Origin of the sequence: Pseudomonas fluorescens (assembly GCF_001902145.1) — a bacterium.
Classification (GTDB): Bacteria; Pseudomonadota; Gammaproteobacteria; order Pseudomonadales; family Pseudomonadaceae; genus Aquipseudomonas; species Aquipseudomonas fluorescens_BV.
Map to the genome: position 1 here is coordinate 115,249 of NZ_MRST01000019.1, position 25,110 is coordinate 140,358.

23 protein-coding genes are annotated in these 25,110 nt (G+C 59.7%); 8 read left to right on the forward strand and 15 right to left on the reverse strand.

Translation table 11 applies throughout. The features are described from left to right. Nucleotides 1-2 precede the first annotated feature (2 nt). The 14 genes from lpxB to rpsB form a co-directional block, all read right to left on the reverse strand. Nucleotides 3-1,142, reverse strand: coding sequence for a lipid-A-disaccharide synthase (gene lpxB, locus BUE92_RS06555; protein WP_073522650.1), 1,140 nt, complete (start codon nucleotides 1,140-1,142; stop codon nucleotides 3-5). Nucleotides 1,143-1,144: 2 nt separating this feature from the next. Continuing rightward, on the reverse strand, nucleotides 1,145-1,921 hold the full coding sequence (gene lpxA, locus BUE92_RS06560; protein WP_073522651.1) for an acyl-ACP--UDP-N-acetylglucosamine O-acyltransferase: 777 nt from the start codon (nucleotides 1,919-1,921) through the stop codon (nucleotides 1,145-1,147). Next, on the reverse strand, nucleotides 1,918-2,358 hold the full coding sequence (gene fabZ, locus BUE92_RS06565; RefSeq protein WP_003172281.1) for a 3-hydroxyacyl-ACP dehydratase FabZ: 441 nt from the start codon (nucleotides 2,356-2,358) through the stop codon (nucleotides 1,918-1,920). The genes lpxA and fabZ overlap by 4 nt, the downstream gene beginning before the upstream one ends. Nucleotides 2,359-2,469: 111 nt before the next feature. Next, nucleotides 2,470-3,525, reverse strand: coding sequence for a UDP-3-O-(3-hydroxymyristoyl)glucosamine N-acyltransferase (gene lpxD / locus BUE92_RS06570; RefSeq protein WP_073522652.1), 1,056 nt, complete (start codon nucleotides 3,523-3,525; stop codon nucleotides 2,470-2,472). Between the two features lie 3 nt (nucleotides 3,526-3,528). Continuing rightward, nucleotides 3,529-4,032 carry an OmpH family outer membrane protein gene (locus tag BUE92_RS06575; RefSeq protein ID WP_003172279.1) on the reverse strand — a complete coding sequence of 168 codons (504 nt, stop codon included), beginning with the start codon at nucleotides 4,030-4,032 and terminating at the stop codon, nucleotides 3,529-3,531. 45 nt (nucleotides 4,033-4,077) lie between these two features. Next, the gene (bamA, locus tag BUE92_RS06580; protein WP_073522653.1) at nucleotides 4,078-6,465 is read right to left on the reverse strand and encodes an outer membrane protein assembly factor BamA; all 2,388 of its coding nucleotides are present in this window, start codon (nucleotides 6,463-6,465) and stop codon (nucleotides 4,078-4,080) included. 73 nt (nucleotides 6,466-6,538) lie between these two features. Further along, nucleotides 6,539-7,891, reverse strand: coding sequence for a sigma E protease regulator RseP (rseP, locus tag BUE92_RS06585; RefSeq protein WP_073522654.1), 1,353 nt, complete (start codon nucleotides 7,889-7,891; stop codon nucleotides 6,539-6,541). 53 nt (nucleotides 7,892-7,944) lie between these two features. Next, nucleotides 7,945-9,135 (reverse strand): 1-deoxy-D-xylulose-5-phosphate reductoisomerase, encoded by a 1,191-nt coding sequence (ispC, locus tag BUE92_RS06590; RefSeq protein ID WP_073522655.1) that lies wholly within the window; start codon nucleotides 9,133-9,135, stop codon nucleotides 7,945-7,947. Beyond that, nucleotides 9,132-9,938, reverse strand: coding sequence for a phosphatidate cytidylyltransferase (locus BUE92_RS06595; RefSeq protein WP_070415440.1), 807 nt, complete (start codon nucleotides 9,936-9,938; stop codon nucleotides 9,132-9,134). Before BUE92_RS06595 ends, ispC begins: the two co-directional genes overlap by 4 nt. Further along, the gene (gene uppS / locus BUE92_RS06600) at nucleotides 9,939-10,694 is read right to left on the reverse strand and encodes a polyprenyl diphosphate synthase (RefSeq protein WP_073522656.1); all 756 of its coding nucleotides are present in this window, start codon (nucleotides 10,692-10,694) and stop codon (nucleotides 9,939-9,941) included. A 17-nt stretch (nucleotides 10,695-10,711) separates the two neighbouring features. Then, nucleotides 10,712-11,269, reverse strand: a complete 558-nt coding sequence (frr, locus tag BUE92_RS06605) for a ribosome recycling factor (RefSeq protein WP_003189163.1) — start codon at nucleotides 11,267-11,269, stop codon at nucleotides 10,712-10,714. Further along, nucleotides 11,266-12,009: a UMP kinase gene (pyrH, locus tag BUE92_RS06610; RefSeq protein ID WP_003189161.1), complete on the reverse strand. Its 744-nt coding sequence runs from the start codon at nucleotides 12,007-12,009 to the stop codon at nucleotides 11,266-11,268. The genes frr and pyrH overlap by 4 nt, the downstream gene beginning before the upstream one ends. 210 nt (nucleotides 12,010-12,219) lie before the next feature. Then, a complete protein-coding gene (gene tsf, locus BUE92_RS06615; RefSeq protein ID WP_003189160.1) occupies nucleotides 12,220-13,083 on the reverse strand; it encodes a translation elongation factor Ts in 864 nt (287 codons plus the stop codon). Nucleotides 13,084-13,274: 191 nt separating this feature from the next. Beyond that, the gene (gene rpsB / locus BUE92_RS06620) at nucleotides 13,275-14,012 is read right to left on the reverse strand and encodes a 30S ribosomal protein S2 (RefSeq protein WP_003189158.1); all 738 of its coding nucleotides are present in this window, start codon (nucleotides 14,010-14,012) and stop codon (nucleotides 13,275-13,277) included. A 387-nt stretch (nucleotides 14,013-14,399) separates the two neighbouring features. Between rpsB and map the strand changes: the two genes are divergently transcribed. The 4 genes from map to BUE92_RS27755 all read left to right on the forward strand — a co-directional run bounded on the left by map (nucleotide 14,400) and on the right by BUE92_RS27755 (nucleotide 20,142). Further along, a complete protein-coding gene (map, locus tag BUE92_RS06625; protein ID WP_073522657.1) occupies nucleotides 14,400-15,182 on the forward strand; it encodes a type I methionyl aminopeptidase in 783 nt (260 codons plus the stop codon). Nucleotides 15,183-15,246: 64 nt separating this feature from the next. Beyond that, complete coding sequence (locus BUE92_RS06630; RefSeq protein WP_073522659.1) at nucleotides 15,247-17,949, forward strand: [protein-PII] uridylyltransferase; 2,703 nt, start codon at nucleotides 15,247-15,249, stop codon at nucleotides 17,947-17,949. Nucleotides 17,950-18,014: 65 nt separating this feature from the next. Beyond that, nucleotides 18,015-19,214, forward strand: coding sequence for a succinyldiaminopimelate transaminase (gene dapC, locus BUE92_RS06635; protein WP_073522661.1), 1,200 nt, complete (start codon nucleotides 18,015-18,017; stop codon nucleotides 19,212-19,214). A gap of 274 nt (nucleotides 19,215-19,488) precedes the next feature. Beyond that, nucleotides 19,489-20,142, forward strand: a complete 654-nt coding sequence (locus BUE92_RS27755) for a M12 family metallopeptidase (protein WP_143169952.1) — start codon at nucleotides 19,489-19,491, stop codon at nucleotides 20,140-20,142. Here the strand turns inward: BUE92_RS27755 and BUE92_RS06645 are convergent. Beyond that, a complete protein-coding gene (locus BUE92_RS06645; protein ID WP_073522665.1) occupies nucleotides 20,051-21,694 on the reverse strand; it encodes a Na+/H+ antiporter in 1,644 nt (547 codons plus the stop codon). The genes BUE92_RS27755 and BUE92_RS06645 overlap by 92 nt on opposite strands. Before the next feature lie 278 nt (nucleotides 21,695-21,972). Here BUE92_RS06645 and BUE92_RS06650 point away from each other — a divergent pair, with 278 nt between their 5' ends. The 4 genes from BUE92_RS06650 to BUE92_RS06665 all read left to right on the forward strand — a co-directional run bounded on the left by BUE92_RS06650 (nucleotide 21,973) and on the right by BUE92_RS06665 (nucleotide 25,031). Next, nucleotides 21,973-22,281: an arsenate reductase gene (locus tag BUE92_RS06650; RefSeq protein WP_371915183.1), complete on the forward strand. Its 309-nt coding sequence runs from the start codon at nucleotides 21,973-21,975 to the stop codon at nucleotides 22,279-22,281. A 31-nt stretch (nucleotides 22,282-22,312) separates the two neighbouring features. Continuing rightward, nucleotides 22,313-23,347 (forward strand): 2,3,4,5-tetrahydropyridine-2,6-dicarboxylate N-succinyltransferase, encoded by a 1,035-nt coding sequence (gene dapD, locus BUE92_RS06655; protein WP_073522668.1) that lies wholly within the window; start codon nucleotides 22,313-22,315, stop codon nucleotides 23,345-23,347. A 68-nt stretch (nucleotides 23,348-23,415) separates the two neighbouring features. After that, nucleotides 23,416-24,621 carry an aminotransferase class V-fold PLP-dependent enzyme gene (locus BUE92_RS06660; protein WP_073522670.1) on the forward strand — a complete coding sequence of 402 codons (1,206 nt, stop codon included), beginning with the start codon at nucleotides 23,416-23,418 and terminating at the stop codon, nucleotides 24,619-24,621. Next, entirely contained in the window at nucleotides 24,618-25,031 is a 414-nt protein-coding gene (locus BUE92_RS06665) for a SufE family protein (protein WP_073522672.1), read from the forward strand. The genes BUE92_RS06660 and BUE92_RS06665 overlap by 4 nt, the downstream gene beginning before the upstream one ends. Nucleotides 25,032-25,110 lie beyond the last annotated feature (79 nt).

Sequence of the window (25,110 nt, forward strand, 5' to 3'; positions counted from 1 at the left end):
GGTCATAAGGCTTCCTGTTTATGGCCAATCAAGGTCAACACCGCGTCAGCCGCCTGGTTCGAGGCATCACGACGCAACGTGCGGTGAATGTCGTCGAAACCACGGGTCTGCTCTTCACCGCCATCGATCAAGGGTAGTAGGGTTTGCGCAAGCGCTTCGGGCGTTGCATCGTCCTGCAACAACTCCGGCACCAGCAGGCGCTGGGCCAGCAGGTTGGGCAAGGAAATGTAAGGGCTCTTGACCATGCGCTTGAGGATCCAGAAGGTCAGCGGCGCCAGGCGATAGGCTACCACCATCGGCCGTTTGTACAGCAGGGCCTCAAGCGTGGCAGTGCCCGAGGCGATCAACACCGCATCGCAGGCTGCCAGGGCCAGGTGGGACTGGCCATCGAGCAGGGTCAACGACAGGTTGCGACCTTCCAGCAGCGTTTCGATCTGCGCACGGCGTTGTGGACTGGCGCAAGGCAGCACAAAGCGGATTCCCGGCTTTTGCGCCTGGAGGCGTTCGGCGGCATCAAAAAACAGCGCGCCCAAACGTCCTACCTCGCCGCCACGACTGCCTGGCATCAACGCTACCAACGGGCCATCGGGCAAGCCCAGCTCGGCGCGCGCAGCCGCACGATCAGCCTGCAAGGGAATGGCGTCAGCCAGGGTGTGGCCGACAAACCGCACCGGCACGCCCTTCTCTTCGTAGAACCGGGCTTCGAATGGCAGCAACGTCAACATCAGGTCGCAGCCTTCGCGGATTTTCAACACACGCTTCTGGCGCCACGCCCACACGGATGGGCTGACGTAGTGCACGGTCTTGATCCCGGCCTGGCGCAACTTGAGTTCGATATTGAGCGTGAAGTCCGGCGCATCGATGCCGATAAAGACGTCAGGCTTTTCTTCGATCAGCGTCTTGATCAGCAGCTTGCGGCGAGCCAGCAGCTCACGCAGGCGCCCCAAGACTTCCACCAGCCCCATGACCGACAGGCGCTCCATCGGAAAGTAGGAGGTCAGGCCTTCGGCCTGCATCAACGGGCCACCGACCCCGATAAATTCCACCGCCGGATGCTGGGCCTTGAGCGCTCGCATCAAGCCAGCACCCAGGATATCGCCGGAAGCTTCACCGGCCACGAGCGCAATACGCAGAGTGGCCATGATCAGCGGGTGATGCCGCGAGTCGAGGTCTGGATAGAATCACGGAACACCGCGACTTCCGGGAACTGCGCGGCAGGCTCGGCCAACTCGGCCAGGGCCTGCTCCACGGTCAACCCTTGGCGGTAAACCGTCTTGTAGGCACGGCGCAGGGCGTGGATGGCTTCTTCGCTGAAACCGCGACGACGCATGCCTTCGAAGTTCATGCTTCGGGCTTCGGCAGGGTTGCCGAACACCGTGACGAATGCAGGGACATCCTTGCCGATGGCGGTGCCCATGCCGGAAAAGCTGTGGGCGCCGATATGGCAGTATTGATGTACCAGGGTGAAGCCGGAAAGGATCGCCCAGTCATCAACGTGCACATGGCCCGCCAAGGCTGTGTTGTTGACCAGGATGCAATGGTTGCCGATCACGCTGTCATGGCCGATGTGCGCATAGGCCATGACCAGGTTGTGATCACCCAAGGTGGTTTCGGCGCGATCCTGCACGGTGCCACGGTGAATGGTGACGCCTTCACGGATAATATTGTGGTCACCGATTACCAGGCGTGTTTCTTCACCCTTGTACTTCATGTCCGGGGTGTCTTCGCCTACCGAGGAAAACTGGTAGATGCGATTGTGTTTGCCAATACGGGTCGGACCCTTGAGGATCACGTGCGGCCCGATGACAGTCCCCTCGCCGATTTCCACACCTGCGCCGACGATCGACCAAGGGCCGACCTCAACGTCGGCGGCCAGTACGGCCGACGGATCGATGATTGCGCGAGGGTCAATCAAACTCATAGTTTGCGTTCCGCACAGATGATCTCGGCAGAGCACACCGGCTTGCCATCTACCGAGGCCTGGCATTCGAACTTCCAGATCTGGCGTTTGCAGCTGATGAACTTGGCTTCCAGGATCAACTGGTCACCCGGGGTGACCGGATTGCGGAAACGCAACTTGTCGGAGCCCACGAAATAGTAGAGCGTGCCGTCGGCAGGCTTGAGGTCGAGCATTTTGAAACCAAGGATACCGGCAGCCTGGGCCATCGCTTCGATGATCAACACACCTGGCATGATTGGATGCGCAGGGAAGTGACCGTTGAAGAATGGTTCGTTGATGCTGACATTCTTGTAGGCACGAATGCGCTTTTCCTCGACGTTGAGGTCCACTACGCGATCCACCAGCAGGAACGGGTAACGGTGAGGCAGGTATTCGCGAATCTCGTTGATGTCCATCATTTCGGGGGGAAGCCTGTAATAAAGATTGGGGGCGGGCGCACTAGGCGCACGCCCCGCTAGCAAATCAAGGAGGCCGTCTAGCGGCTGCGCACACTTGATATGGAAATGGTATCAGCCTTCTGATGAAGCATTACCGCCAGGGGTCACGTCCCCGACACGCTTTTCAAGCTGTTTGATACGTCGCGCCATGTCGTCGATCTTCCTCAAACGCGCGGCACTCTTGCGCCATTCAGCCGCAGGTTGCATCGCGGTACCGGACGAGTAGGCCCCTGGCTCTGTGATCGAGTGGGTCACCATGGTCATGCCGGTGATGAAGACGTTGTCGCAAATATCGATATGCCCCACCAGCCCTACGCCACCGGCGAGCATGCAGTGCTTGCCGATCTTGGTGCTGCCGGAAATACCCACGCAGGCAGCCATGGCGGTGTGATCGCCAATCTGTACGTTGTGGGCGATCTGGATCTGGTTATCGAGCTTCACACCGTTACCGATCACGGTATCGGCCAGGGCCCCGCGATCCACAGCGGTGTTAACGCCGATCTCCACGTCGTCCCCGATCAATACGCCACCGACCTGTGCGATCTTGTGCCAGATGCCCTTGGCATTGGCAAAGCCGAAGCCTTCACCGCCGATCACGGCGCCCGACTGGATGACCACACGCTGACCGATACGCACATCGTGGTACAGGGTCACTCGGGGAGCCAGCCAGCCATCGGCACCAATTTCACAGCGCGCGCCGATGAAACAGTGGGCACCCACGGTGACGCCTGCACCAATACGCGCCCCACTCTCGATCACGGCAAACGCGCCGATGCTGGCCGCAGGGTCAACCTGGGCATCATCGGCGATCACGGCAGACGGGTGAATACCGCCAGCCGCCTTCGGCTTGGGATCGAACAGGTGCGACGCCTTGGCGTACGACAGGTACGGGTCGGCCACCACCAGCGCATCCCCGGTAAACCCTTCGGCGTCAGCGGCCTTCAGCAACACGGCTGCGGCCTGGCAGTCGACCAGGTATTTACGGTATTGAGGATTTGCGAGGAAGCTCAACTGAGCTGGGCCAGCCTCCTGCAAGGTGGCTAGCCCAGTGATTTCTTTCTCCTTGGAGCCACGCAAGGTGGCCCCCAGGAACTCGGCCAACTCGCCGAGCTTGATAGTCGCTGTCATGGTTTACTTCAGCTGGTTCATGCGCTCGATCACCTGGCGGGTGATGTCGTATTGAGGCTTGACGTCGATCACGGCGCCACGCTCGAACACCAGGTCAAAGGCACCCTTCTTGATGACTTCTTCCACAGCGCTGTCCAATTTCGGCTTGAGCTGCTTGAGCATTTCGCGGTCGGCCACAGCCTTGGCTTCGTTCAGCTCCTTGGATTGGAACTGGTAGTCACGGGCCTTTTGCTTGAATTCAAGCTCCAGACGCTCGCGCTCGCCTTGCTGCATCTTGTCGCCACCGGCTACCAGACGGTCCTGGATACCCTTGGCGCTGCTTTCCAGCGTCTTGAGCTTGGTCAGTTGCGGACCGAACTTCTTCTCGGCATCCACGGCGTACTTCTTGGCCGCATCGGATTCCAGCAGGGCCATCTGATAGTTCAGGACGGCGATTTTCATTTCGGCGAAGGCCGGGGTGGTGACCAGCACAGTGGCCAGCAAGACCAATTGAGTCAACTTACGCACGATGTACTCCTACAGAATCCGTTGTCGTTATCTTAGGTCAGACGCTTAGAACGTCTGGCCGAGGGAGAATTGGAAAATCTGGGTTTCAGCGTTATCCGGTTTCTTGATCGGCATGGCCAGAGCAAAGCTCAACGGGCCCAGCGCAGTCACCCAGGTCACACCCACGCCCACAGAGCTCGCCAGGTTGCTGAGGCTCACGTCGTTGCATTGGGTGTTGGACTTCACGCCACTTGGGTTTTTGATCTGCTCGCACTTGGAGTCGAACACGTTACCCACATCCCAGAAGACCGACGTACGCAGCGACCGCTGGTCTTTCACGAATGGCAGCGGGAATAGAATTTCCGCACCACCCTGGATCAGCACGTTACCACCGAACGGAAGCGGGTCGTTGTCGGAGTCCACTTGCGTACCCTGGTTACCCGTAAATGCCTGGCCGCGGCTCGGCGTACCACGCGGACCCAAGGTGCTGTCCTTGAAGCCACGTACCGAGTTGAAACCACCTGCATAGTAGTTCTCGTAGAACGGCAAGCCATCGGTCGAACCATAACCGTCGCCATAGCCCAGCTCTGTGTGCAGGCGCATGGTGTAGTTATCGCTCAACGGCTGGAACAACTGGCCGCGGTAGTCGAGCTTGAAGAACGACAGGTCGCTGCCCGGCGTGGTGACTTCCGCGGTCAGGCTCTGGGAGTGACCGCGGGTTGCCAGTACGCCTTTGTTCAGGGTCGACTCGGACCAGCCGGCAGACGCCTTGAAGTTCAGGAACTTGTCGCCTTCACGACGGGTGAAGTCGAAGATTTCATCCACGGTGTACACACCGGTCTTGATCTCATCCTGCTGGGCGGTAAAGCCGAAGGTCAGGCGCGAGGTCTCGCTGATCGGGTAACCCACGTTGACACCGGCACCCAGGCTGTCGATCGCATAGCTTGCAACGTCAACATCGAGGTCTTTGTAGTCGGTGGTGCGATAGAAGGCGTTGTAGCCCAGGCTCACACCGTCTGCAGTCCAGTAGGGGTCGGTGTAGCCGAAGTTGTATCGGCTCTGGTATTCGCTGCGGGTCAGGCCGATGGACACGCGGTTACCGGTACCCAGGAAGTTGTTCTGCGTGATGGAACCACCCAGGATCAAACCGGCGCTCTGGGCGAAACCGACGCTGGCGGTAATCGAACCCGAGGCCTGTTCTTCTACGGCGTAGTTCACGTCAACCTGGTCATCCACACCCGGTACGGCCGGGGTTTCGACGTTGACTTCCTTGAAGAAGCCAAGGCGTTCAAGACGGGTCTTGGACTGGTCGATCAAGTAGGTCGACGCCCAGCCACCTTCCATCTGACGCATTTCACGACGCAGCACTTCGTCCGCGGACTTGGTGTTGCCACGGAAGTTGATGCGGTTGACGTAGGCACGCTTGCCTGGATCTACGACGAAGGTGATGTCCACGGTGTGGTCTTCATCATTCGGGGTCGGCACGCCGTTGACGTTGGCGAAGGTATAGCCTTCGTTACCCAGGCGGCGGGTGATCAATTCGGAGGTGGTGGTCATCAGCTTGCGCGAGAACACCTGGTCCTTCTGCACCAGCAACAGGGACTTGACCTGGTCTTCAGGAACTTTCAGGTCGCCGCTGAGCTTGACGTCACGAACCTTGTACTTCTCGCCTTCGTTGACGTTGACGGTGATGTAGACGTGCTTCTTGTCCGGGGTGATGGACACCTGGGTCGAAGCGATGTCCATGTTGATGTAGCCACGGTCCAGGTAGTAGGAGCGCAGGCGTTCCAGGTCACCGGAGAGCTTTTCACGGGCGTACTTGTCATCGTTCTTGAAGAACGACAACCAGTTGGTGGTCTTGAGTTCGAACAGGTCGACCAGGTCTTCATCAGGGAACTTGGTGTTGCCCACGACGTTGATGTGCTGGATGGCGGCCACGGTGCCTTCGTTGATGTTGACCTTCAGGCCCACACGGTTACGAGGCTGGGGGATCACTTCGGTTTCCACGGTCGCGGAGTAGCGGCCCTGGGCAACGTACTGGCGTTGCAGCTCGTTACGCACACCCTCAAGGGTAGCGCGCTGGAAGATCTCGCCCTCGGCCAGGCCCGATTGCTTCAGGCCCTTCATCAGGTCTTCAGTGGAGATGGCCTTGTTACCTTCGATCGCGATACTCGCGACGGAAGGTCGCTCGACGACCGTGATGACCAGGACGTTGCCTTCGCGACCCAGTTGGATATCTTGAAAGAACCCGGTTTTGAACAGCGCACGAGTGGATTCCACCAGGCGACGATCATCCGCCTGTTCCCCGACGTTCAACGGCAAGGCACCAAAGACGCTACCCGCGGAAACCCGCTGGAGGCCGTTGACGCGAATATCGGAGATGGTGAAGGACTCGGCGTGAACTTCGGCGATCATCAATACGGTGAGAACCGCAGTTAGCAGCAGACGTTTCATGAAGTCCTTTCTTATTCCAACTGGCAATAAACAAACTGCCGCAAATGCGGCAGATTCGCAATTCAGCGAAGCGTTACAGACGTCCCAGATCGTTGACCAGGGCTAACAACATCACCCCGACCACCAAACTGATACCAATCTGTATCCCCCAACCCTGCACCCGATCCGACAAGGGGCGACCACGCACCCACTCGACCAGATAAAACAGCAGATGCCCCCCATCCAATACTGGAATGGGCAGCAAATTCAGAACCCCAAGGCTAATACTCAGATAAGCCAGGAAATTCAGGAAATCCGCGACACCCGACTGGGCAGAAGCGCCCGCCACTTTAGCAATGGTTATCGGTCCACTCAAGTTTTTTACCGAGAGCTCACCGAACAACATTTTCTTGAGGGATTCGAGGGTCAGCACGCTCATGGTCCAGGTGCGTTTCGCGCCCTCTCCAATCGCTGCCAAAGGCCCGTAGCTGACCTCTCGCACCATCGATGGCGGCCATTCGACACCTTTGACCCCAGCCCCCAGGTAGCCCCCGGCCGCCTTGGCTTCGCCTCGCACCGACAGGGTCACGGGGACGTCGATCTGAGCACCCTCGCGCTCAACTTTCAGCACAATTCTGGTATCAGGGCGCACACGCACCAGGTCGACCACCTGCTGCCAGTCACCCAGCGCCTGGCCATCGAGGGCCAGCAAGCGATCACCCGTTTTCAGGCCAGCAGCCTGGGCCGGGCCTTTCGGATCGAGCTCGGCCAGCACCGGCGGCAAGGCCGGACGCCAAGGACGAATCCCCAGGGATTTGATCGGATCGGGCTCATCGGCGCCCTTGAGCCAATGGTCCAGCGCCAATGCCCGCGGGGTTTCGGCGCTGGAATCCTGATCACGCACCACCACATTGACGGTGCCGCTCTCGCCCAGACGACGCACCAACTGCAAATTGACCGCGCCCCACCCCGTGGTGGGTTCGCCATCAATGGATACAATTTCCTGCCCTGCCGTCAGGCCAGCCTTGGCCGCGATGCTGTCGGCTTCGACCGCGCCAATGACCGGGCGCACCTGCTGGCTGCCCAGCATGGCCAAGACCCAGAAGAACACCATCGCCAACAGGAAGTTGGCAATCGGCCCCGCCGCAACAATCGCAATACGCTGACGAACGGTCTTGCGATTGAAGGATTGGTCCAGCTGGTCTGCAGGCACTTCGCCTTCGCGCTCATCAAGCATCTTGACGTAGCCGCCCAACGGGATAGCAGCAATGACAAACTCAGTGCCGCGGCGATCATGCCAGCGCAACAACGGCATGCCGAAACCGACGGAAAAGCGCAATACCTTGACGCCGCAACGACGCGCCACCCAGAAGTGGCCGAATTCGTGGAAGGTGACCAACACACCCAGAGCAACCAGGGTGCCGACAATCATGTAGAGCGCACTCATCTAATTTCTCCGCATTTCAATCCAATGCCTGAAGACTCAAACCTGCCTGCGGCCTAACCCGCATTGCGATTCAACCATTGCCCGGCCAGGGCTCGGGCCTTGGTGTCGGCCTCGAACACCGCCTCCAGGTCATTCACTGCCACTACCGGCTCAAGCGCCAGGACGTCCTCGATGATACTCGCGATCTGCGGAAAGCGGATGCGCCGCTCAAGAAACGCCGCCACGGCCACTTCGTTGGCCGCGTTAAGCATCGCCGGGGCACTGTTGCCCGCCTCGGCCGCTTGCCGCGCCAGGCGCAAACAAGGGAAACGCTGCTCGTCCGGGGCTTCGAAGTCCAGGCGCGCGATTGCAAACAAGTCCAACGGTGCTACGCCGGAATCAATCCGCTCAGGCCACGCCAAGGCGTTGGCGATCGGTGTGCGCATGTCCGGGTTACCCAATTGCGCCAACACCGAACCATCCACGTAATCGACCAGTGAATGGATCACACTTTGTGGGTGAATGACCACCTCAACCTGGTCGGGCCGCGCATCGAACAGCCAGCATGCCTCGATCAACTCCAGGCCTTTGTTCATCATGCTTGCCGAGTCCACCGAGATTTTGCGCCCCATGGACCAGTTCGGGTGGGCACATGCCTGATCGGGAGACACATGTTCCAGCTCGGCCGACGGAGTCTGGCGGAATGGGCCACCCGATGCCGTCAGCAGAATCCGGCGCACGCCGACCTGGCTCAAGCCGCGGGCGAAATCACCGGGCATGCACTGGAAGATTGCGTTGTGCTCGCTGTCCAGAGGCAACAGCACCGCGCCGCTCTTACGCACCGCTTGCATGAAGAGCGCACCGGACATGACCAAGGCTTCTTTGTTGGCCAGCAGGATTTTCTTGCCAGCATCGACTGCCGCCAAGGTCGGGCGCAAACCTGCCGCACCGACAATCGCCGCCACTACGGTATCCACGTGCGCATCGGCCGAGACCTGGCACAACCCTGCCTCGCCAACCAATACCTGAGTGGCCAGCCCGGCAGCCCGCAGATCATCCTGCAGACTGCGAGCCGCAGCCGCCTCTGGCACCACGGCAAAACGCGGCGAGTGACGCACGCACAAGGCCAGCAACTCGCGCAAACGCGTGAAGCCGGTCAGGGCGAAAACCTGATAGCGATCGGGGTGACGCGCAATGACGTCCAGCGTACTGAGCCCGACCGAGCCGGTCGCGCCCAGCACCGTAACCTGCTGCAGGCGGCTCACGAAGCGATCATCCACAACAGCACGGCAAAGATCGGCAGCGCGGCGGTGAGGCTGTCGATACGGTCAAGCACACCGCCATGACCTGGCAGCAGGTTACTGCTGTCCTTGATGCCAGCCTGGCGTTTGAACATGCTCTCGGTAAGGTCACCCACCACCGAGATGAAGACGACGATAGCCGTCCCCAGCAAGGCCAGGAGCACTTCCTTTACCGACCAGTCACGCACCACACCGACCACCAGGGTGATCAGCAGCGTCAAGGCCAGGCCGCCGTATACGCCTTCCCAGCTCTTGCCTGGGCTGACGGCCGGGGCCAGCTTGCGCTTGCCAAAGGCTCTACCCGAGAAGTAGGCACCAATGTCAGCGCCCCATACCAACACCATCACAGCCAGGATCAATTCGTTGCCCAGAGGGTAACGCTTGATCTCCACCAGCCCTTGCCAGGCCGGCAAGAGGATCGCCAGGCCAATTACCAGCTTGCAGGCCACGCTGGACCATTGGCCACTGGTGCGCGGATAGGTGAGCACCAGGAAAGTCGCCAACGCCCACCACAACACTGCTGCCCCCAGCACCCAGGGCGCGATGTCCGGCAGGATGTACATGAAGAACAACAGCAGCGCGACCAAGGCGGCATAGGCCACACGCGGCAACTGGTTGACGAAGCCTGCCAGGCGCGCCCACTCCCACGCACCAAGGGTCACGACCAGGCCGATGAACAGCGCAAAGCCGGAACCGTCGAGCAGGAAAAAACCGCACAAGGCAATCGGCAGCAGGATCAGCGCCGTGATGATTCGTTGTTTAAGCATTTAAACCCGGGCTCCAGCTTCGATCTGCTCGCTCGTTTTACCGAAGCGACGCTGACGGGAAGCGAAATCAGCCAGTGCATTACGCATGGCATCGTGTTTGAAGTCCGGCCAGAACAGGTCGGAGAAGTACAGCTCGGTGTAGGCCAGCTGCCACAGCAGGAAATTGCTGATGCGATGCTCGCCACCGGTACGAATGCACAGGTCCGGCAACGGCAGGTCGCCGGTCACCAGGCAGGTTTGCAACAGTTGGGGCGTGATGTCGTCCGCACGCAGATGACCGGCCTGCACTTCGCGGGCCAGCCGCTGCGCAGCCTGGGCAATGTCCCACTGGCCACCGTAGTTGGCTGCGATCTGCAACACAAAACGGTTACTACCGGCAGTGATGGCCTCGGCTTCGCGCATGGCGGCTTGCAGTTCCGGATGGAACCGCGAGCGATCACCGATGATACGCAGACTGATGTTGTTGTCATTGAGGCGCTTGGCCTCACGACGCAGAGCCTTGAAGAACAGGTCCATCAAGGCACTGACTTCATCGGCGGGTCGCTGCCAGTTCTCACTGGAGAACGCGAACAAGGTCAATACTTCGACCTTGGCCTCGGCACACACCTCAATCACCGCCCTTACCGCGTCAACACCCGCTTTATGCCCGGCCACACCCGGCATAAAGCGTTTTTTCGCCCAGCGATTATTCCCATCCATGATGATCGCGACATGGCGCGGCACCACGGAGGGCACAGTCTGCTTGGTCTTTTCCATGAAGGCGTCCTGACCCCTTATACGGCCATCAGGTCCTTTTCTTTTTCTTCGGTCGCCTTGGTGATCTGGGCTTCGGCGTCTTTGGTCAGCTTGTCGATATCAGCGACGGCACGGCGCTCTTCGTCTTCGCTGATTTCCTTGTCCTTGACCAGCTTCTTCAGGTCGCCCAGCGCATCGCGGCGGATGTTACGCACGGCAACGCGCGCATCTTCAGCAGCACTGCGCGCCTGCTTGGTGAAGCCCTTGCGGGTCTCTTCGGTCAGGGCTGGCATGGAGATCAGCAGCAACTCGCCCAGGTTGGTCGGGTTGAGGTTCAGGCCGGCACTCTGGATAGCCTTGTCGACAGCCGCGAGCATGTTACGCTCGAACGCCACGACTTGCAGGGTACGCGAATCCTTCACGGTCACGTTGGCCACACCGCTCAGCGGGGTGTCGGAACCGTAGTAAGGCACCATCACGCTGCCCAGGATGCTTGGGTGGGCCTTGCCAGTACGGATCTGGCCAAAGGCGTGGCTCAAGGATTCCAGGGATTTCTGCATACGCGCCTGGGCGTCTTTCTTGATTTCGTTGATCATTGTTGGCCTTCCTCGATCAGAGTCCCTTCTGCGCCGCCGTGTACGATATTCAGCAGGGCGCCGGGCTTGTTCATGTTAAATACGCGCAGCGGCATCTTGTGGTCGCGGCACAGGCAGATAGCGGTCAGGTCCATGACACCCAGCTTGCGATCCAGTACTTCATCGTAGGTCAGATGATCGAACTTCTCGGCATGCGGGTCTTTGAATGGGTCTGCAGTGTATACGCCATCCACCTTGGTCGCCTTCAACACCACGTCGGCATCGATTTCGATAGCACGCAGGCATGCGGCCGAGTCAGTGGTGAAGAACGGGTTACCTGTGCCAGCGGCAAAGATCACCACTTCCTTGGAGTTCAGGTGGCGCATGGCTTTGCGGCGATCATAGTGATCGGTCACGCCAACCATGGAAATTGCCGACATCACGATGGCCGAGATGTTGGCGCGCTCCAGGGCGTCGCGCATGGCGAGGGCGTTCATCACAGTGGCCAGCATGCCCATGTGGTCGCCGGTAACCCGGTCCATACCGGCCGCACTCAGTGCCGCACCGCGGAACAGGTTGCCACCACCAATCACCAGGCCGACCTGCACGCCGATACCGACCAATTGGCCGACTTCCAGCGCCATGCGGTCAAGCACCTTGGGGTCGATCCCGAACTCTTCCGAGCCCATCAGGGCCTCGCCGCTGAGCTTGAGTAGAATGCGTTTATAGCGAGCCTGATAACCACTGCCCTGCTGAGCCATTGCGAATCTCTCCTGCGGCGTATTTTTTAAAAATTCTTGGCGAGCCGTTTACGGCTTGCGTTCACTCTAGCTGGACGCTGTCACAGCGCCATCGGAACACGGCTTTGTAAGCCAGTTCCGAGAGGAAACCAAATAAAATTGGCCTTCCCATTTGAAAAGAGGCTGCGCGCGTGAGCGGGCAGCCTCTTTCGGCGACAGTTTGGAACTGTCTTATTGCTTGGCGGCAGCCAGCTGGGCAGCAACTTCTTCAGCGAAGTTGTCGACCGGCTTCTCGATGCCTTCGCCTACTTTGAAGTAAGTGAAGGAAACGATTTCAGCACCGGCTTTCTTGGCCAGTTCGCCAACCTTGATTTCAGGGTTCTTGACGAACGCCTGCTCAACCAGGCTCGCTTCAGCCAGGAACTTGCTGATGCGGCCCTTGATCATGTTTTCAACGATGTTCTCTGGCTTGCCGGCGATCTTGTCGGCGTTGAGGCTCAGGAACACAGCTTTTTCACGTTCGATTGCGTCGGCAGACACTTCCGAAGGCAGCAGGAACTCAGGGTTGCTTGCAGCAACGTGCATTGCGATGTCTTTAGCCAGCTCAACGTCGCCGCCTTTCAGAACAACTGCAACACCGATCTTGTTGCCGTGCAGGTAACCACCAACCACATCACCTTCAACGCGAACCAGGCGACGGATGTTGACGTTTTCGCCAACCTTGCCGACCAGTACCAGGCGATCAGCTTCTTGAGCTTCGATCAGCGGGGCGGCGTCAGTCATTTTCTCGGCGAACGCTTTTTCAACGCTGGCAGCAACGAATGCCTTGAAGTCGTCCTGCAGAGCCAGGAAGTCGGTCTGGGAGTTCACTTCCAGCAGAACGGCGGACTTGCCGTCTTCTTTCAGAGCGATAGCGCCTTCAGCAGCCACGTTGCCTGCTTTCTTGGCAGCCTTGATGGCGCCGGAAGCACGCATGTCATCAATGGCTTTTTCGATGTCGCCGCCGGCCTTGGTCAAGGCCTTTTTGCAATCCATCATGCCTTCGCCGGTACGCTCACGCAGTTCTTTAACCAACGCTGCAGTAATCTCTGCCATTTCAAAATCCTCTTGGATAGGTTTTCAACCATTCCACCCGATCAAACGGGCGATCAATTCTTCCCGAATCTCCGCTGTAGGCCGCTGCACGTTACAAATGCTGTAGCTGCGCTGCCGACAAATGGTTTTCGAGGTGGCAAAAAGGGGGCCAAGCCCCCTTTTTGCTTACTGAGTCAACGCCAGGGCGTCAGTTACTCAGCGGCAGCTACCGGAGCTTCTTCAACGAACTGCTCGGTACCACCAGCAACGTGGTTGCGACCACGGATTACAGCGTCAGCCATCGAACCCATGTACAGCTGGATAGCGCGGATTGCGTCATCGTTGCCTGGGATGATGTAGTCAACGCCTTCCGGGCTGCTGTTGGTATCGACTACGCCGATAACCGGGATGCCCAGCTTGTTGGCTTCGGTGATCGCGATGCGCTCGTGATCAACGTCGATAACGAACAGTGCGTCAGGCAGACCGCCCATGTCCTTGATACCACCCAGGGAACGATCGAGCTTTTCCAGGTCACGGGAGCGCATCAGCGCTTCTTTCTTGGTCAGCTTGGCGAAAGTACCGTCTTCGGCTTGCACTTCAAGGTCACGCAGACGCTTGATGGAAGCACGGATGGTTTTGAAGTTGGTCAGCATGCCGCCCAACCAGCGGTGATCGACGTACGGCGAACCGCAACGTGCTGCTTCTTCAGCAACGATCTTGCCAGCGGAACGCTTGGTGCCGACGAACAGGATCTTGTTTTTGCCCTGGGCCAGACGCTCTACGAAAGTCAGCGCTTCGTTGAACATTGGCAGGGTTTTTTCAAGGTTGATAATGTGAATCTTGTTACGCGCACCGAAAATGTACTTACCCATTTTCGGGTTCCAGTAACGGGTCTGGTGACCGAAGTGCACACCGGCCTTCAGCATATCGCGCATGTTGACTTGGGACATGATAGTTCCTTAATAAGTCGGGTTTGGCCTCCACGTATCCCAATGACCAACCAGCGGCATCAAGGCCTCCGGCACCCAGGTCATCGTGTCGACACGTGTGTGGATTTAAGCTTTGCGGGGTATCCCCGGAAAGCGGCGCATTTTATACCACAGCATCGGCAAAAACGAAACCCGCAATCACACTTGCCCGTCGTCACCTTTGCGTAAGCCCTTGAATACAGCCAGCATGCCTCTACCTCATAGAGAGAAGCGATCACCAGACGCGCATGATTTGCCAGCATCGTCTGTTAGAATCGCGTTTTTTGGGACTTGTGCGAATGCTGTAACCTTTTGTCGCGCCCCCGTGAACCGTATTGATTTCAGCGCGTCGCGCTAGAGAGAGCCTGTATGACCGTTACCTTGAAAACCGCCGAAGACATCGCAGGCATGCGCGTTGCCGGCAAACTGGCTGCCGACGTGCTGGAAATGATCGCCGAACACGTCAAGCCCGGCGTCACCACCGAAGCGCTGGACCGTATTTGCCACGACTATATAGTTGACGTGCAAAAAGCCATCCCTGCCCCGCTGAATTACAAAGGCTTTCCCAAGTCGATCTGCACCTCGATCAACCACGTCGTCTGCCACGGCATTCCCGGTGACAAGCCACTGAAGGACGGCGACACCCTGAACATCGACGTCACGGTGATCAAGGATGGCTACCACGGCGACACCAGCCGCATGTTCCACGTCGGCACTGTGCCGGTGTGGGCCGAGCGCCTGTCCCAGGTCACCCAGGAATGCATGTACAAGGCCATCGAGATCGTCAAGCCCGGCTGCCGCCTGGGTGACATCGGTGAAGTGATCCAGAAGCACGCGGAAAAGAACGGCTTCTCGGTGGTACGCGAATTCTGCGGCCACGGTATCGGCAAGGTGTTCCACGAAGAGCCGCAGATTTTGCACTACGGCCGCGCCGGCACCGGCATGGAACTCAAGGCTGGCATGACCTTCACCATCGAACCGATGATCAACCAGGGCAAGGCCGACACCAAGGTGCTGGGCGACGGCTGGACCGCCATCACCAAGGACCGCAAGCTCTCGGCCCAATGGGAGCACACCCTGCTGGTCACCGAGACCGGCTACGAGATCTTCACCCTGCGCGCCGACGATACCATCCCACGCGTTTCGGCCTGAAGGTTGCCCAGGTTTTCCCGCAGCGTGTTGTGACTGACTGATAGATAGAAAGGAAAGCCGAACGATGCCCCAGGTGGATCCCGAACTCTTCGACCGTGGCCAGTTCCAGGCCGAGCTGGCACTGAAGGCAAGCCCCATCGCCGCCTTCAAGAAGGCCATCCGCCAAGCCCGCGAGGTGCTCGATGCGCGCTTTCGCAGCGGTCGGGATATTCGCCGCCTGATCGAAGACCGCGCCTGGTTCGTCGATAACATCCTGCAAAAGGCCTGGGAGCAGTTCAATTGGAGTTTCGACGCCGATATCGCCCTGGTGGCGGTTGGCGGCTACGGCCGCGGCGAACTGCACCCCTACTCCGACATCGACCTGCTGATCCTGCTGGACCAGGCCGATCATGAGACCTTTCGCGATTCCATCGAGCGTTTTCTGACGTTGCTGTGGGACATCGGCCTGGAAGTCGGCCAGAGCGTACGCTCGGTGGACGAATGTGCCGAAGAGGCCCGTGCCGACCTGACGGTGGTCACCAACCTGATGGAAAGCCGCACCATCTGCGGCCCCGAGCGCCTGCGCCAGCGCATGCTCGAAGTCACCAGCACCGCACACATGTGGCCAAGCAAAGACTTTTTCCTGGCCAAGCGCGCCGAGCAAAAAGCCCGGCACCACAAGTACAACGACACCGAATACAACCTGGAACCCAACGTCAAAGGCTCACCCGGCGGGCTGCGGGATATCCAGACAATTTTGTGGGTGGCGCGCCGCCAATACGGCACGCTGAACCTGCGCGCCCTGGCCGGCGAAGGCTTTCTGGTGGAGAGCGAAAATTCCCTGCTGGCCTCGTCCCAGGAATTCCTGTGGAAGGTGCGCTACGCCCTGCACATGCTGGCCGGTCGTTCCGAAGACCGCCTGCTCTTCGATCACCAGCGCTCTATCGCCACCCTGCTGGGCTTTGAAGGCGAAGATGCGAAGACCAGCATCGAAAGCTTCATGCAGCAGTATTACCGGGTAGTCATGAGCATTGCCCAGCTCAGCGACTTGATCATCCAGCACTTCGAAGAAGTGATCCTGGCCCCCGAAAACGAAGCGCCGCCGCAGCCGATCAATGCGCGTTTCCAGTTGCACGACGGCTATATCGAAGCACGCAACGACAACGTGTTCCGCCGCACGCCGTTCGCCATGCTGGAAATCTTCGTGTTGATGGCCCAGCAGCCGGAGATCAAAGGCGTGCGCGCCGACACCATCCGCTTGCTGCGGGAAAACCGTCACCTGATCGACGACGATTTTCGCAACGACATTCGCAATACCAGCCTGTTTATCGAGCTGTTCAAGTGCCGCATCGGCATCCACCGCAACCTGCGGCGCATGAACCGCTACGGCATTCTCGGGCGCTACCTGCCGGAGTTCGGCTTTATCGTCGGGCAGATGCAGCACGACCTGTTCCACATCTACACCGTCGATGCCCACACCCTGAACCTGATCAAGCACCTGCGAAAGTTGCAGTACACCCAGGTGTCAGAGAAATTCCCGCTGGCCAGTAAGCTGATGGCCAAGCTGCCCAAGCCCGAGTTGATTTACCTGGCCGGCTTGTACCACGACATCGGCAAGGGCCGGCATGGCGACCACTCGGAGATCGGCGCGGTGGATGCCGAATCCTTCTGCCAGCGCCACCAGTTGCCATTGTGGGACAGCCGCCTGATTGTCTGGCTGGTGCAGAACCACCTGGTGATGTCGACCACGGCCCAGCGCAAGGACTTGTCCGACCCACAGGTGATTCACGACTTTGCCGGCATCGTCGGCGATGAGACCCGTCTCGACTACCTGTATGTGCTGACCGTCTCCGATATCAACGCCACTAACCCCACGCTCTGGAACTCCTGGCGCGCCAGCCTGCTGCGCCAGCTGTACACCGAGACCAAGCGCGCCCTGCGCCGTGGCCTGGAGAACCCGGTGGACCGCGAAGAGCAGATCCGCCGCACCCAAAGCGCAGCCCTGGATATCCTGGTGCGCGGCGGTAACGACCCGGACGACGTCGAGCAACTCTGGTCGCAACTGGGTGACGATTACTTCCTGCGCCACACCGCCGGCGACGTAGCCTGGCACAGTGACGCAATCCTGCAGCAACCCGCCGATGGCGGCCCGTTGGTCTTGATCAAGGAAACCACCCAGCGCGAATTCGAAGGCGGCACGCAGATCTTCATCTACGCGCCCGACCAGCACGACTTCTTCGCCGTGACCGTGGCGGCCATGGACCAGCTCAACCTGAACATCCATGACGCCCGGGTCATCACCTCCAGCAGCCAGTTCACCCTCGACACCTACATCGTGCTCGACGCCGACGGCGACTCGATTGGCGACAACCCGGCGCGTGTGAAAAAGATCCGCGAGGGCCTCACCGAAGCCCTGCGCAACCCCGACGACTACCCCACCATCATCCAGCGCCGGGTGCCGCGCCAGCTCAAGCATTTTGCCTTTGCGCCCCAAGTGACCATTTCCAACGACGCACAGCGACCGGTGACGGTGCTGGAGCTCAGCGCACCGGATCGCCCAGGCCTGCTGGCGCGTATCGGCGGAATTTTCCTGGAGTTCGACCTGTCATTGCAAAATGCCAAGATTGCGACCCTGGGCGAGCGGGTGGAAGACGTGTTCTTTATCACCGATGCCGACAACCAGCCACTGTCCGACCCGGAGCTGTGCCTGCGTTTACAGGCGGCAATCGTGGAGCAGTTGAGCGTGACCCAGGAACCCGGTGTCGAGCTGACCAGACTGACTATTTGAATTCTTAACTTTGTGAACACGAGCCAGCTCCCACAGGGTCCGCGCTCACCGTGATAGAGGCTTATATGAACAACGCCCTTAACCAGTTGCAGCCCTACCCCTTCGAGAAGCTGCGCGCCCTGCTCGGCAGCGTGACGCCGAACCCGGACAAACGCCCGATCGCACTGTCCATCGGCGAGCCCAAGCACAAGTCACCGGCCTTCGTTGCCGAGGCCTTGAGCAATAACCTCGATCAAATGGCGGTGTACCCCACCACATTGGGCATCCCGGCACTGCGTGAAGCCATCGGCGCCTGGTGCGAACGCCGCTTCAACGTGCCCAAGGGCTGGCTGGACCCGGCGCGCAACATCCTGCCGGTCAACGGTACGCGCGAGGCGCTGTTTGCCTTCACCCAGACCGTGGTCAACCGTGGCGACGATGCGCTGGTAGTGAGCCCCAACCCGTTCTACCAGATCTACGAAGGCGCCGCGTTCCTGGCCGGGGCCAAGCCGCATTACCTGCCGTGCCTGGATAGCAACGGCTTCAATCCAGACTTCGATGCTGTCTCCCCCGATATCTGGAAACGCTGCCAGATCCTGTTCCTGTGCTCCCCCGGCAACCCGACTGGTGCGCTGATTCCGGTCGCCACCCTGAAAAAACTCATCGCCCTGGCCGATGAATACGATTTCGTCATCGCCGCCGACGAATGCTACAGCGAACTGTACTTCGACGAACAAACCCCACCACCGGGCCTGCTCAGCGCCTGCGTCGAGCTAGGGCGTCAGGACTTCAAGCGTTGCGTGGTGTTTCACAGCCTGTCCAAGCGCTCCAACCTGCCAGGCCTGCGCTCAGGCTTCGTGGCCGGCGACGCCGACATCCTCAAGGCCTTTTTGCTGTACCGCACTTACCACGGCTGCGCGATGCCAGTGCAAACCCAGCTTGCAAGCATTGCGGCCTGGCAGGACGAGGCCCACGTACTGGCCAACCGTGACCTGTACCGCGAGAAGTTTGACGCGGTGCTCGCGATCCTCAAGCCGGTGCTGGACGTGCAAAGCCCGGACGGCGGCTTTTACTTGTGGCCGAATGTACAAGGCGATGACGCCGCCTTCTGCCGCGACCTGTTCGTGGAAGAGCACGTGACCGTGGTGCCAGGCTCGTACCTGTCGCGAGAGGTAGACGGCACCAACCCCGGCGCCGGGCGTGTGCGTATGGCACTGGTTGCGCCGCTGGCGGAGTGTGTAGAGGCAGCTGAGCGGATTCGCGACTTCATCATCCGCAGCCGATGACAATCGAAACCCGCCCCTGCAACGGGGGCGGTTTTCTAATCATCTGCATAAGTAATAATTCGCCTTACACCCACCTGGAACACTTCTCCCAACACGATCACTCAAAGAGCACAACCATGTGCCATAGATCGGAGTAACCATCATGATATCGCCCGCTACCAGCGTGCTCCCCCCGCCCTCAACGTTCCATGCGACTTCCCACTCTTCCGAGCCTGTTTCAAGACCCAAACGAAATGTCGGTGATTACGAAAGGTACTGGCCACAGGGTAAAACCTTGAAAATCGCCATGTATGACGCCGACCCAGCCTTTGTCAAGAAGGTGAAAGAAGCCGCCAGCAAATGGCTGCCCCACATCAATCTGAAATTTGATTTTGTATCGGGCGATGAGGGAGATATTCGTATTGCACAAACGCGCATAAGCAAACAAGGCAGCTCGGCGATAGGCACTGACGCACTGAAAATGCCGGAAGACGGTCCGACTATGCTGCTGCCCCATGACCATCAAGACCCAAGGTTCGCTTATGTTGTAACCCACGAGTTCGGTCATGTGATCGGGGCACTGCATGCGCATCAACATCCAGATACAGAAATCCCCTGGAAGACGTCTGTGGCGTATTCGGCCTACAACCTGGGTTTGGGAAAGTCCAAGGACCAGGTCGACGCCCAGATTCTGCCGCTTCCCAGGAAGGACACTTACCAATACGAGCCCTATGATCGCCACTCGATAATGCATTACGACATCAATAAGCTCACAACCTCTGGGGGATGGGAGCAAAGGGAGAGCTGGGAACTCAGCGCTGGCGATATTGCATTGGCAAGCAAGGCTTACCCCAGGATCACTTCTGCGACCCCAAGTTCGCCTCGCTCATATCCAACTCTGCCAGAACTTCCCGAAGAATATCGTCGCCTATGGCGTGATTCCGACTGAGCCTGTATAGCTCCAGGCGTTGAGATCGCAGGGCCTTGAGCCGTAACTTGCGCTCCAGTTGGTCCATTCGAAACGCCAGCGCCTGGGCTTCGGCCGAATCATTGAACACGTCCAATTGATGACGATACTCCGCCATCAGCCGCGCCTTGAGCTCGGTGGCCAGCGCAGCTTGAGCGGCATCCGGGGTTTCGGCTTCGGCGGGCTCTTGGGCCTCCAGCGCATGGATCGCCGCCACGGCGGTCTTCTTCCAAGCCTCGCGCACTTCGTTGTGGCGCTGTTCATCCGGGCCTTTTTCGACACCACGCAACAGTAACGGCAGCGCGATGCAGGCAGCGACCAGCGACAGCAGAATCACCCCGGCAGCGATAAAGATCAGCAGGTCGCGTTCGGGAAAATCCTGGCCAGGCGCCAACAGCAAGGGCACCGACATGACGCCCGCCAGGGTCACCGCACCGCGTACACCGCCGACGGTCAACAACCAGCAGGAACGGGCCGTCGGCACCAGGGTCAGCGCGCTTTTGCCACGTAGCCTGCGCAGCAACCCCGACAGCCGCCAGATGCTCTGCACCCAGATAAAGCGCAACACCACCAGCACCAGAAAAATCGCGATCACATCCAGGCAGCGATACAACAGGGTTGGCCACAGCGTCGGCTCATGGCTGACCACCGCTTTGATGATGTCTGGCAGTTGCAGGCCGAGCAGCAGGAAGATCAGGCCGTTGAAGGCAAATTCCAGCAACGACCACACGCTGCGGTTGAGCAGGCGCGTGCTGGTCTGGCGGGGCAGCAGGTCGAGCCAGCTTTGCATCATGCCTGCTGCCACCGCCGAGAGAATGCCAGAAGCGCCCAGGCGTTCAGCCAGTACGTACGCAGCAAAGGGCAGCAACAACATGAACACCACATGGGTCGCCGGGTCATCCCAACCGCGCGCAATCATCCAGGCGCGCAGGCGGCCGACCAGCCAGCTCAACGCCACGCCGATCGCCAGCCCGCCCACCGCCACCAACACAAACGTCAGGCTGGCATCCGCCAGGGAAAAGACCCCGGTCAACGCCGCGGCCAGGGCGAACTTGAAAGTCACCAGGCCCGACGCGTCATTCATCAAGGCTTCGCCCTGGAGCATGTGCATCAGCGGCTTGGGCAAACGATTCTGGGAAATGGCCGACACCGCCACGGCGTCCGTCGGCGAGAGTACCGCTGCCAGGGCAAAGGCCACCGGCAAGGGAATCGAGGGCAGCAACCAATGAATGAAGTAACCGGCGCCCACCACGGTGAACAGCACCAGCCCCACCGCCAATGTCAGGATCGGGCCACGCAGGCGCCACAACTCGCGCTTGGGCATACGCCAACCATCGGAGAACAGCAGCGGTGGCAGGAACAGAAACAGGAACAGCTCCGGGTCCAGCGCCACATGCAGCCCCAACGTGGGCCAGGCCAGCAAGGCGCCGGCGGCGATCTGCACCAGGGGCAACGGCAGTGGGATGATGCGCCCGACCAGGCGCGAAAGGCTTACCAGCATCAGCAGGATAAGAACGGTGTAGGCGGTTTGCATAACGCGGTTTTCCCGGACAATCGACTTGCAACGACACATCAGGCAACAACTGGCCGTTGAAGTGCCATATTACCCGGCTATGTTACCTCGCTATGTTACTCGCCTATGCTATGCGCTGGCTTTTGCACAAAAGTCGCACGCTGTTGACGAGCGGCGCCGAAACCCGCTGGTCGTGGCATAATCCGTGACCTTTCATTTTCATACGTCCAAAGGGGGGCAATTCCTTGAGTGCTTCAAGCAAAACCTTGCACCTTTTCGGCATCAAAGCCTGCGACACCATGAAAAAGGCGCGCACCTGGCTCGATGAGCACGCGGTGAGCTATGAGTTCCATGACTATAAAACGGCCGGTATCGACCGCGAACACTTGACCCAATGGTGCAACGAGCACGGTTGGCAGGTGATTTTGAACCGTGCGGGCACCACCTTTCGCAAACTCGAAGACGAACGCAAAGCCGATCTCGATCAGTCGAAAGCCATTGAATTGATGCTCGCACAACCCTCGATGATCAAGCGCCCGGTGCTCGATCTCGGTGACAGAACCCTGATTGGCTTCAAGCCAGATAGTTATTCGGCGGCCCTCAAGTAGGCCAGCCTTCCATTTTTGTAGAGGTAACAGCATGTCCAATTCCCTGTTCAGCCTGGGCTTCGGCGTCGGCACTCAGAACCGCCAAGGTGCTTGGCTGGAAGTGTTTTACGCACAACCCTTGCTCAATCCATCGGCTGAAATCGTTGCCGCCATCGCACCGATCCTCGGTTACACCGAAGGCAACCAGGCGATCACCTTCACCGTGAGCCAGGCCCTGCAACTGGCCGACGCGCTCAAAGGCGTCGATGCTGCCCAGGCCGCCCTGCTCAGCCGTCTGGCTGAAAGCCACACGCCGCTGGTCGCGACCTTGCTGGCCGAAGACGCCGCACTGACCTCCACGCCTGAGGCCTACCTCAAGCTGCACCTGCTGTCCCATCGCCTGGTCAAGCCCCACGGCCTGAGCCTGGCCGGTGTGTTCCCGCAGTTGCCGAACGTGGCCTGGACCAGCCAGGGCGCTATCGACATCAATGAACTGGCCGAGCGCCAACTGGAAGCGCGCCTGCGTGGCGACCTGCTGGAAGTGTTCTCGGTGGACAAGTTCCCGAAAATGACCGACTACGTCGTACCGGCTGGCGTGCGTATCGCTGACGCTGCACGTATCCGCCTGGGCGCGTACGTGGGCGAAGGCACCACCGTGATGCACGAAGGCTTCGTCAACTTCAACGCGGGCACCGAAGGCCCGGGCATGATCGAAGGCCGCGTATCGGCGGGCGTATTCGTCGGCAAGGGCTCGGACCTGGGCGGTGGTTGCTCCACCATGGGCACCCTGTCGGGCGGCGGCAATATCGTGATCAAGGTGGGCGAAGGTTGCCTGATCGGCGCCAACGCCGGTACCGGTATCCCATTGGGCGACCGCAACACCGTGGAGTCGGGCCTGTACATCACCGCCGGCACCAAGGTTGCCCTGCTGGATGAGCAGAACCAACTGGTCAAAGTGGTCAAGGCGCGCGAGCTGGCTGGCCAGTCAGACCTGCTGTTCCGTCGCAACTCCGTAACCGGTGCCGTGGAGTGCAAAACCCACAAATCGGCCATCGAACTGAACGAAGCGCTGCACGCTCACAACTAAGCAGCCACTCGATGCCACTAGCGGGCCGCACCTTCGGGGGCGGCGCGCTTATACGAGTCTTGATCACCATGCTTGTGCCCTCCCCCTGGCGCGCCGATTTCCCGGCTATCGCCACCCTGCAACGGCAAGACCAGACCTATCTGGACAGCGCCGCCACCACGCAAAAACCCCAAGCCCTGCTGGATGCCATCAGTCATTACTACGCCAACGGCGCAGCGAATGTGCACCGTGCCCAGCATTTGCCCGGGGCCCATGCTACCCAGGCCTTTGAAGACAGCCGCAGCAAGGTCGCGCAGTGGTTGAATGCAGGCGACAGCGGGCAGATCGTGTTCACCCACGGCGCAACCTCTGCGCTGAACCTCTTGGCCTATGGTCTTGAGCACCTATTCAATGCGGGCGATGAGATAGCTATCAGCGCCCTGGAGCACCACGCCAACCTGTTGCCCTGGCAGCAGTTGGCCAAACGTCTCGCGCTCACGCTGGTGGTGTTGCCCCTGGGCGATGACGGCGTGATCGACCTGGACGCCGCGGCCACCTTGATTGGCCCGCGCACGCGCCTGCTGGCGGTGAGCCAGTTGTCCAACGTGCTGGGCACCTGGCAGCCGCTCGAAGCGCTACTGACGCTGGCTCAGGCACACGGTGCCCTGACCGTTGTGGATGGCGCCCAAGGCATCGTGCATGGTCGCCATGACGTACAGGCCCTGGGCTGCGATTTCTACGTTTTTTCCAGCCACAAGCTTTACGGCCCGGACGGCGTAGGCGTGCTGTTCGGCCGCAACGCAGCCCTGCATCACCTGCGTCACTGGCAGTTTGGTGGCGAGATGGTGCAGCAGGCAGATTATCAAGCTGCGAGCTTCCGCCCTGCCCCACTGGGGTTCGAAGCCGGCACGCCGCCTATCGCCGGCGTGATCGGCCTGGGTGCCACCCTGGATTACCTGAGCTCATTGGATCAGCAAGCCGTGATCGCCCATGAAGCGGCACTGCACGACTATTTGCTGCGTGGGCTCAAAGCACGCAACGGCGTACGCGTACTGGGATCACCGCAGGCAGCGTTGGTGAGTTTCGTGATCGAAGGCGTGCATAACGCTGACCTCGCCCACCTGTTGACCGAGCAAGGCATTGCCGTGCGCGCCGGGCACCATTGTGCAATGCCACTGCTCAAGGCGATGCGCTTATCCGGCGCCATTCGCGTATCCCTGGCGCTGTACAACGATTCCGATGACCTGGAGCGCTTCTTTGAAGCGTTGGACCAGGCGCTGGATATGTTGCGATGAGCTTGCCAGTGGACGCGATGGCCGCCCTGGAGGCATTCCAGGCCGTCGGCAGTTGGGAACAGCGCGCGCGGATGCTGATGCAATGGGGCGAACGCTTGCCCGTCTTGGCTGATGACGAAAAGGTCGATGCCAACCTGGTGCAAGGTTGTGAAAGCCTAGTGTGGTTGGTGGGCCGCCTGCAGGACGGTCATTGGCAGTTTGCCGCCAGCGGCGAGGCGCGCATGATCCGCGGGCTGGTGGCGTTGCTGCTGGCGCGGGTCAACGGCTTGTCGGCTGATCAATTGCAAGCGGTCGACCTGCCTGGCTGGTTCAATCAACTGGGCCTGTCGCGCCAACTATCGCCGTCGCGCAGCAATGGCTTGAATGCCGTACTGCAACGCATGCGAGACCTGACGCGTACACAAAACTAATGTGGGAGCGGGCTTGCTCGCGAATGCAGTGTATCTGTCACAACAACTTTGACTGACAGTCCGCATTCGCGAGCAAGCC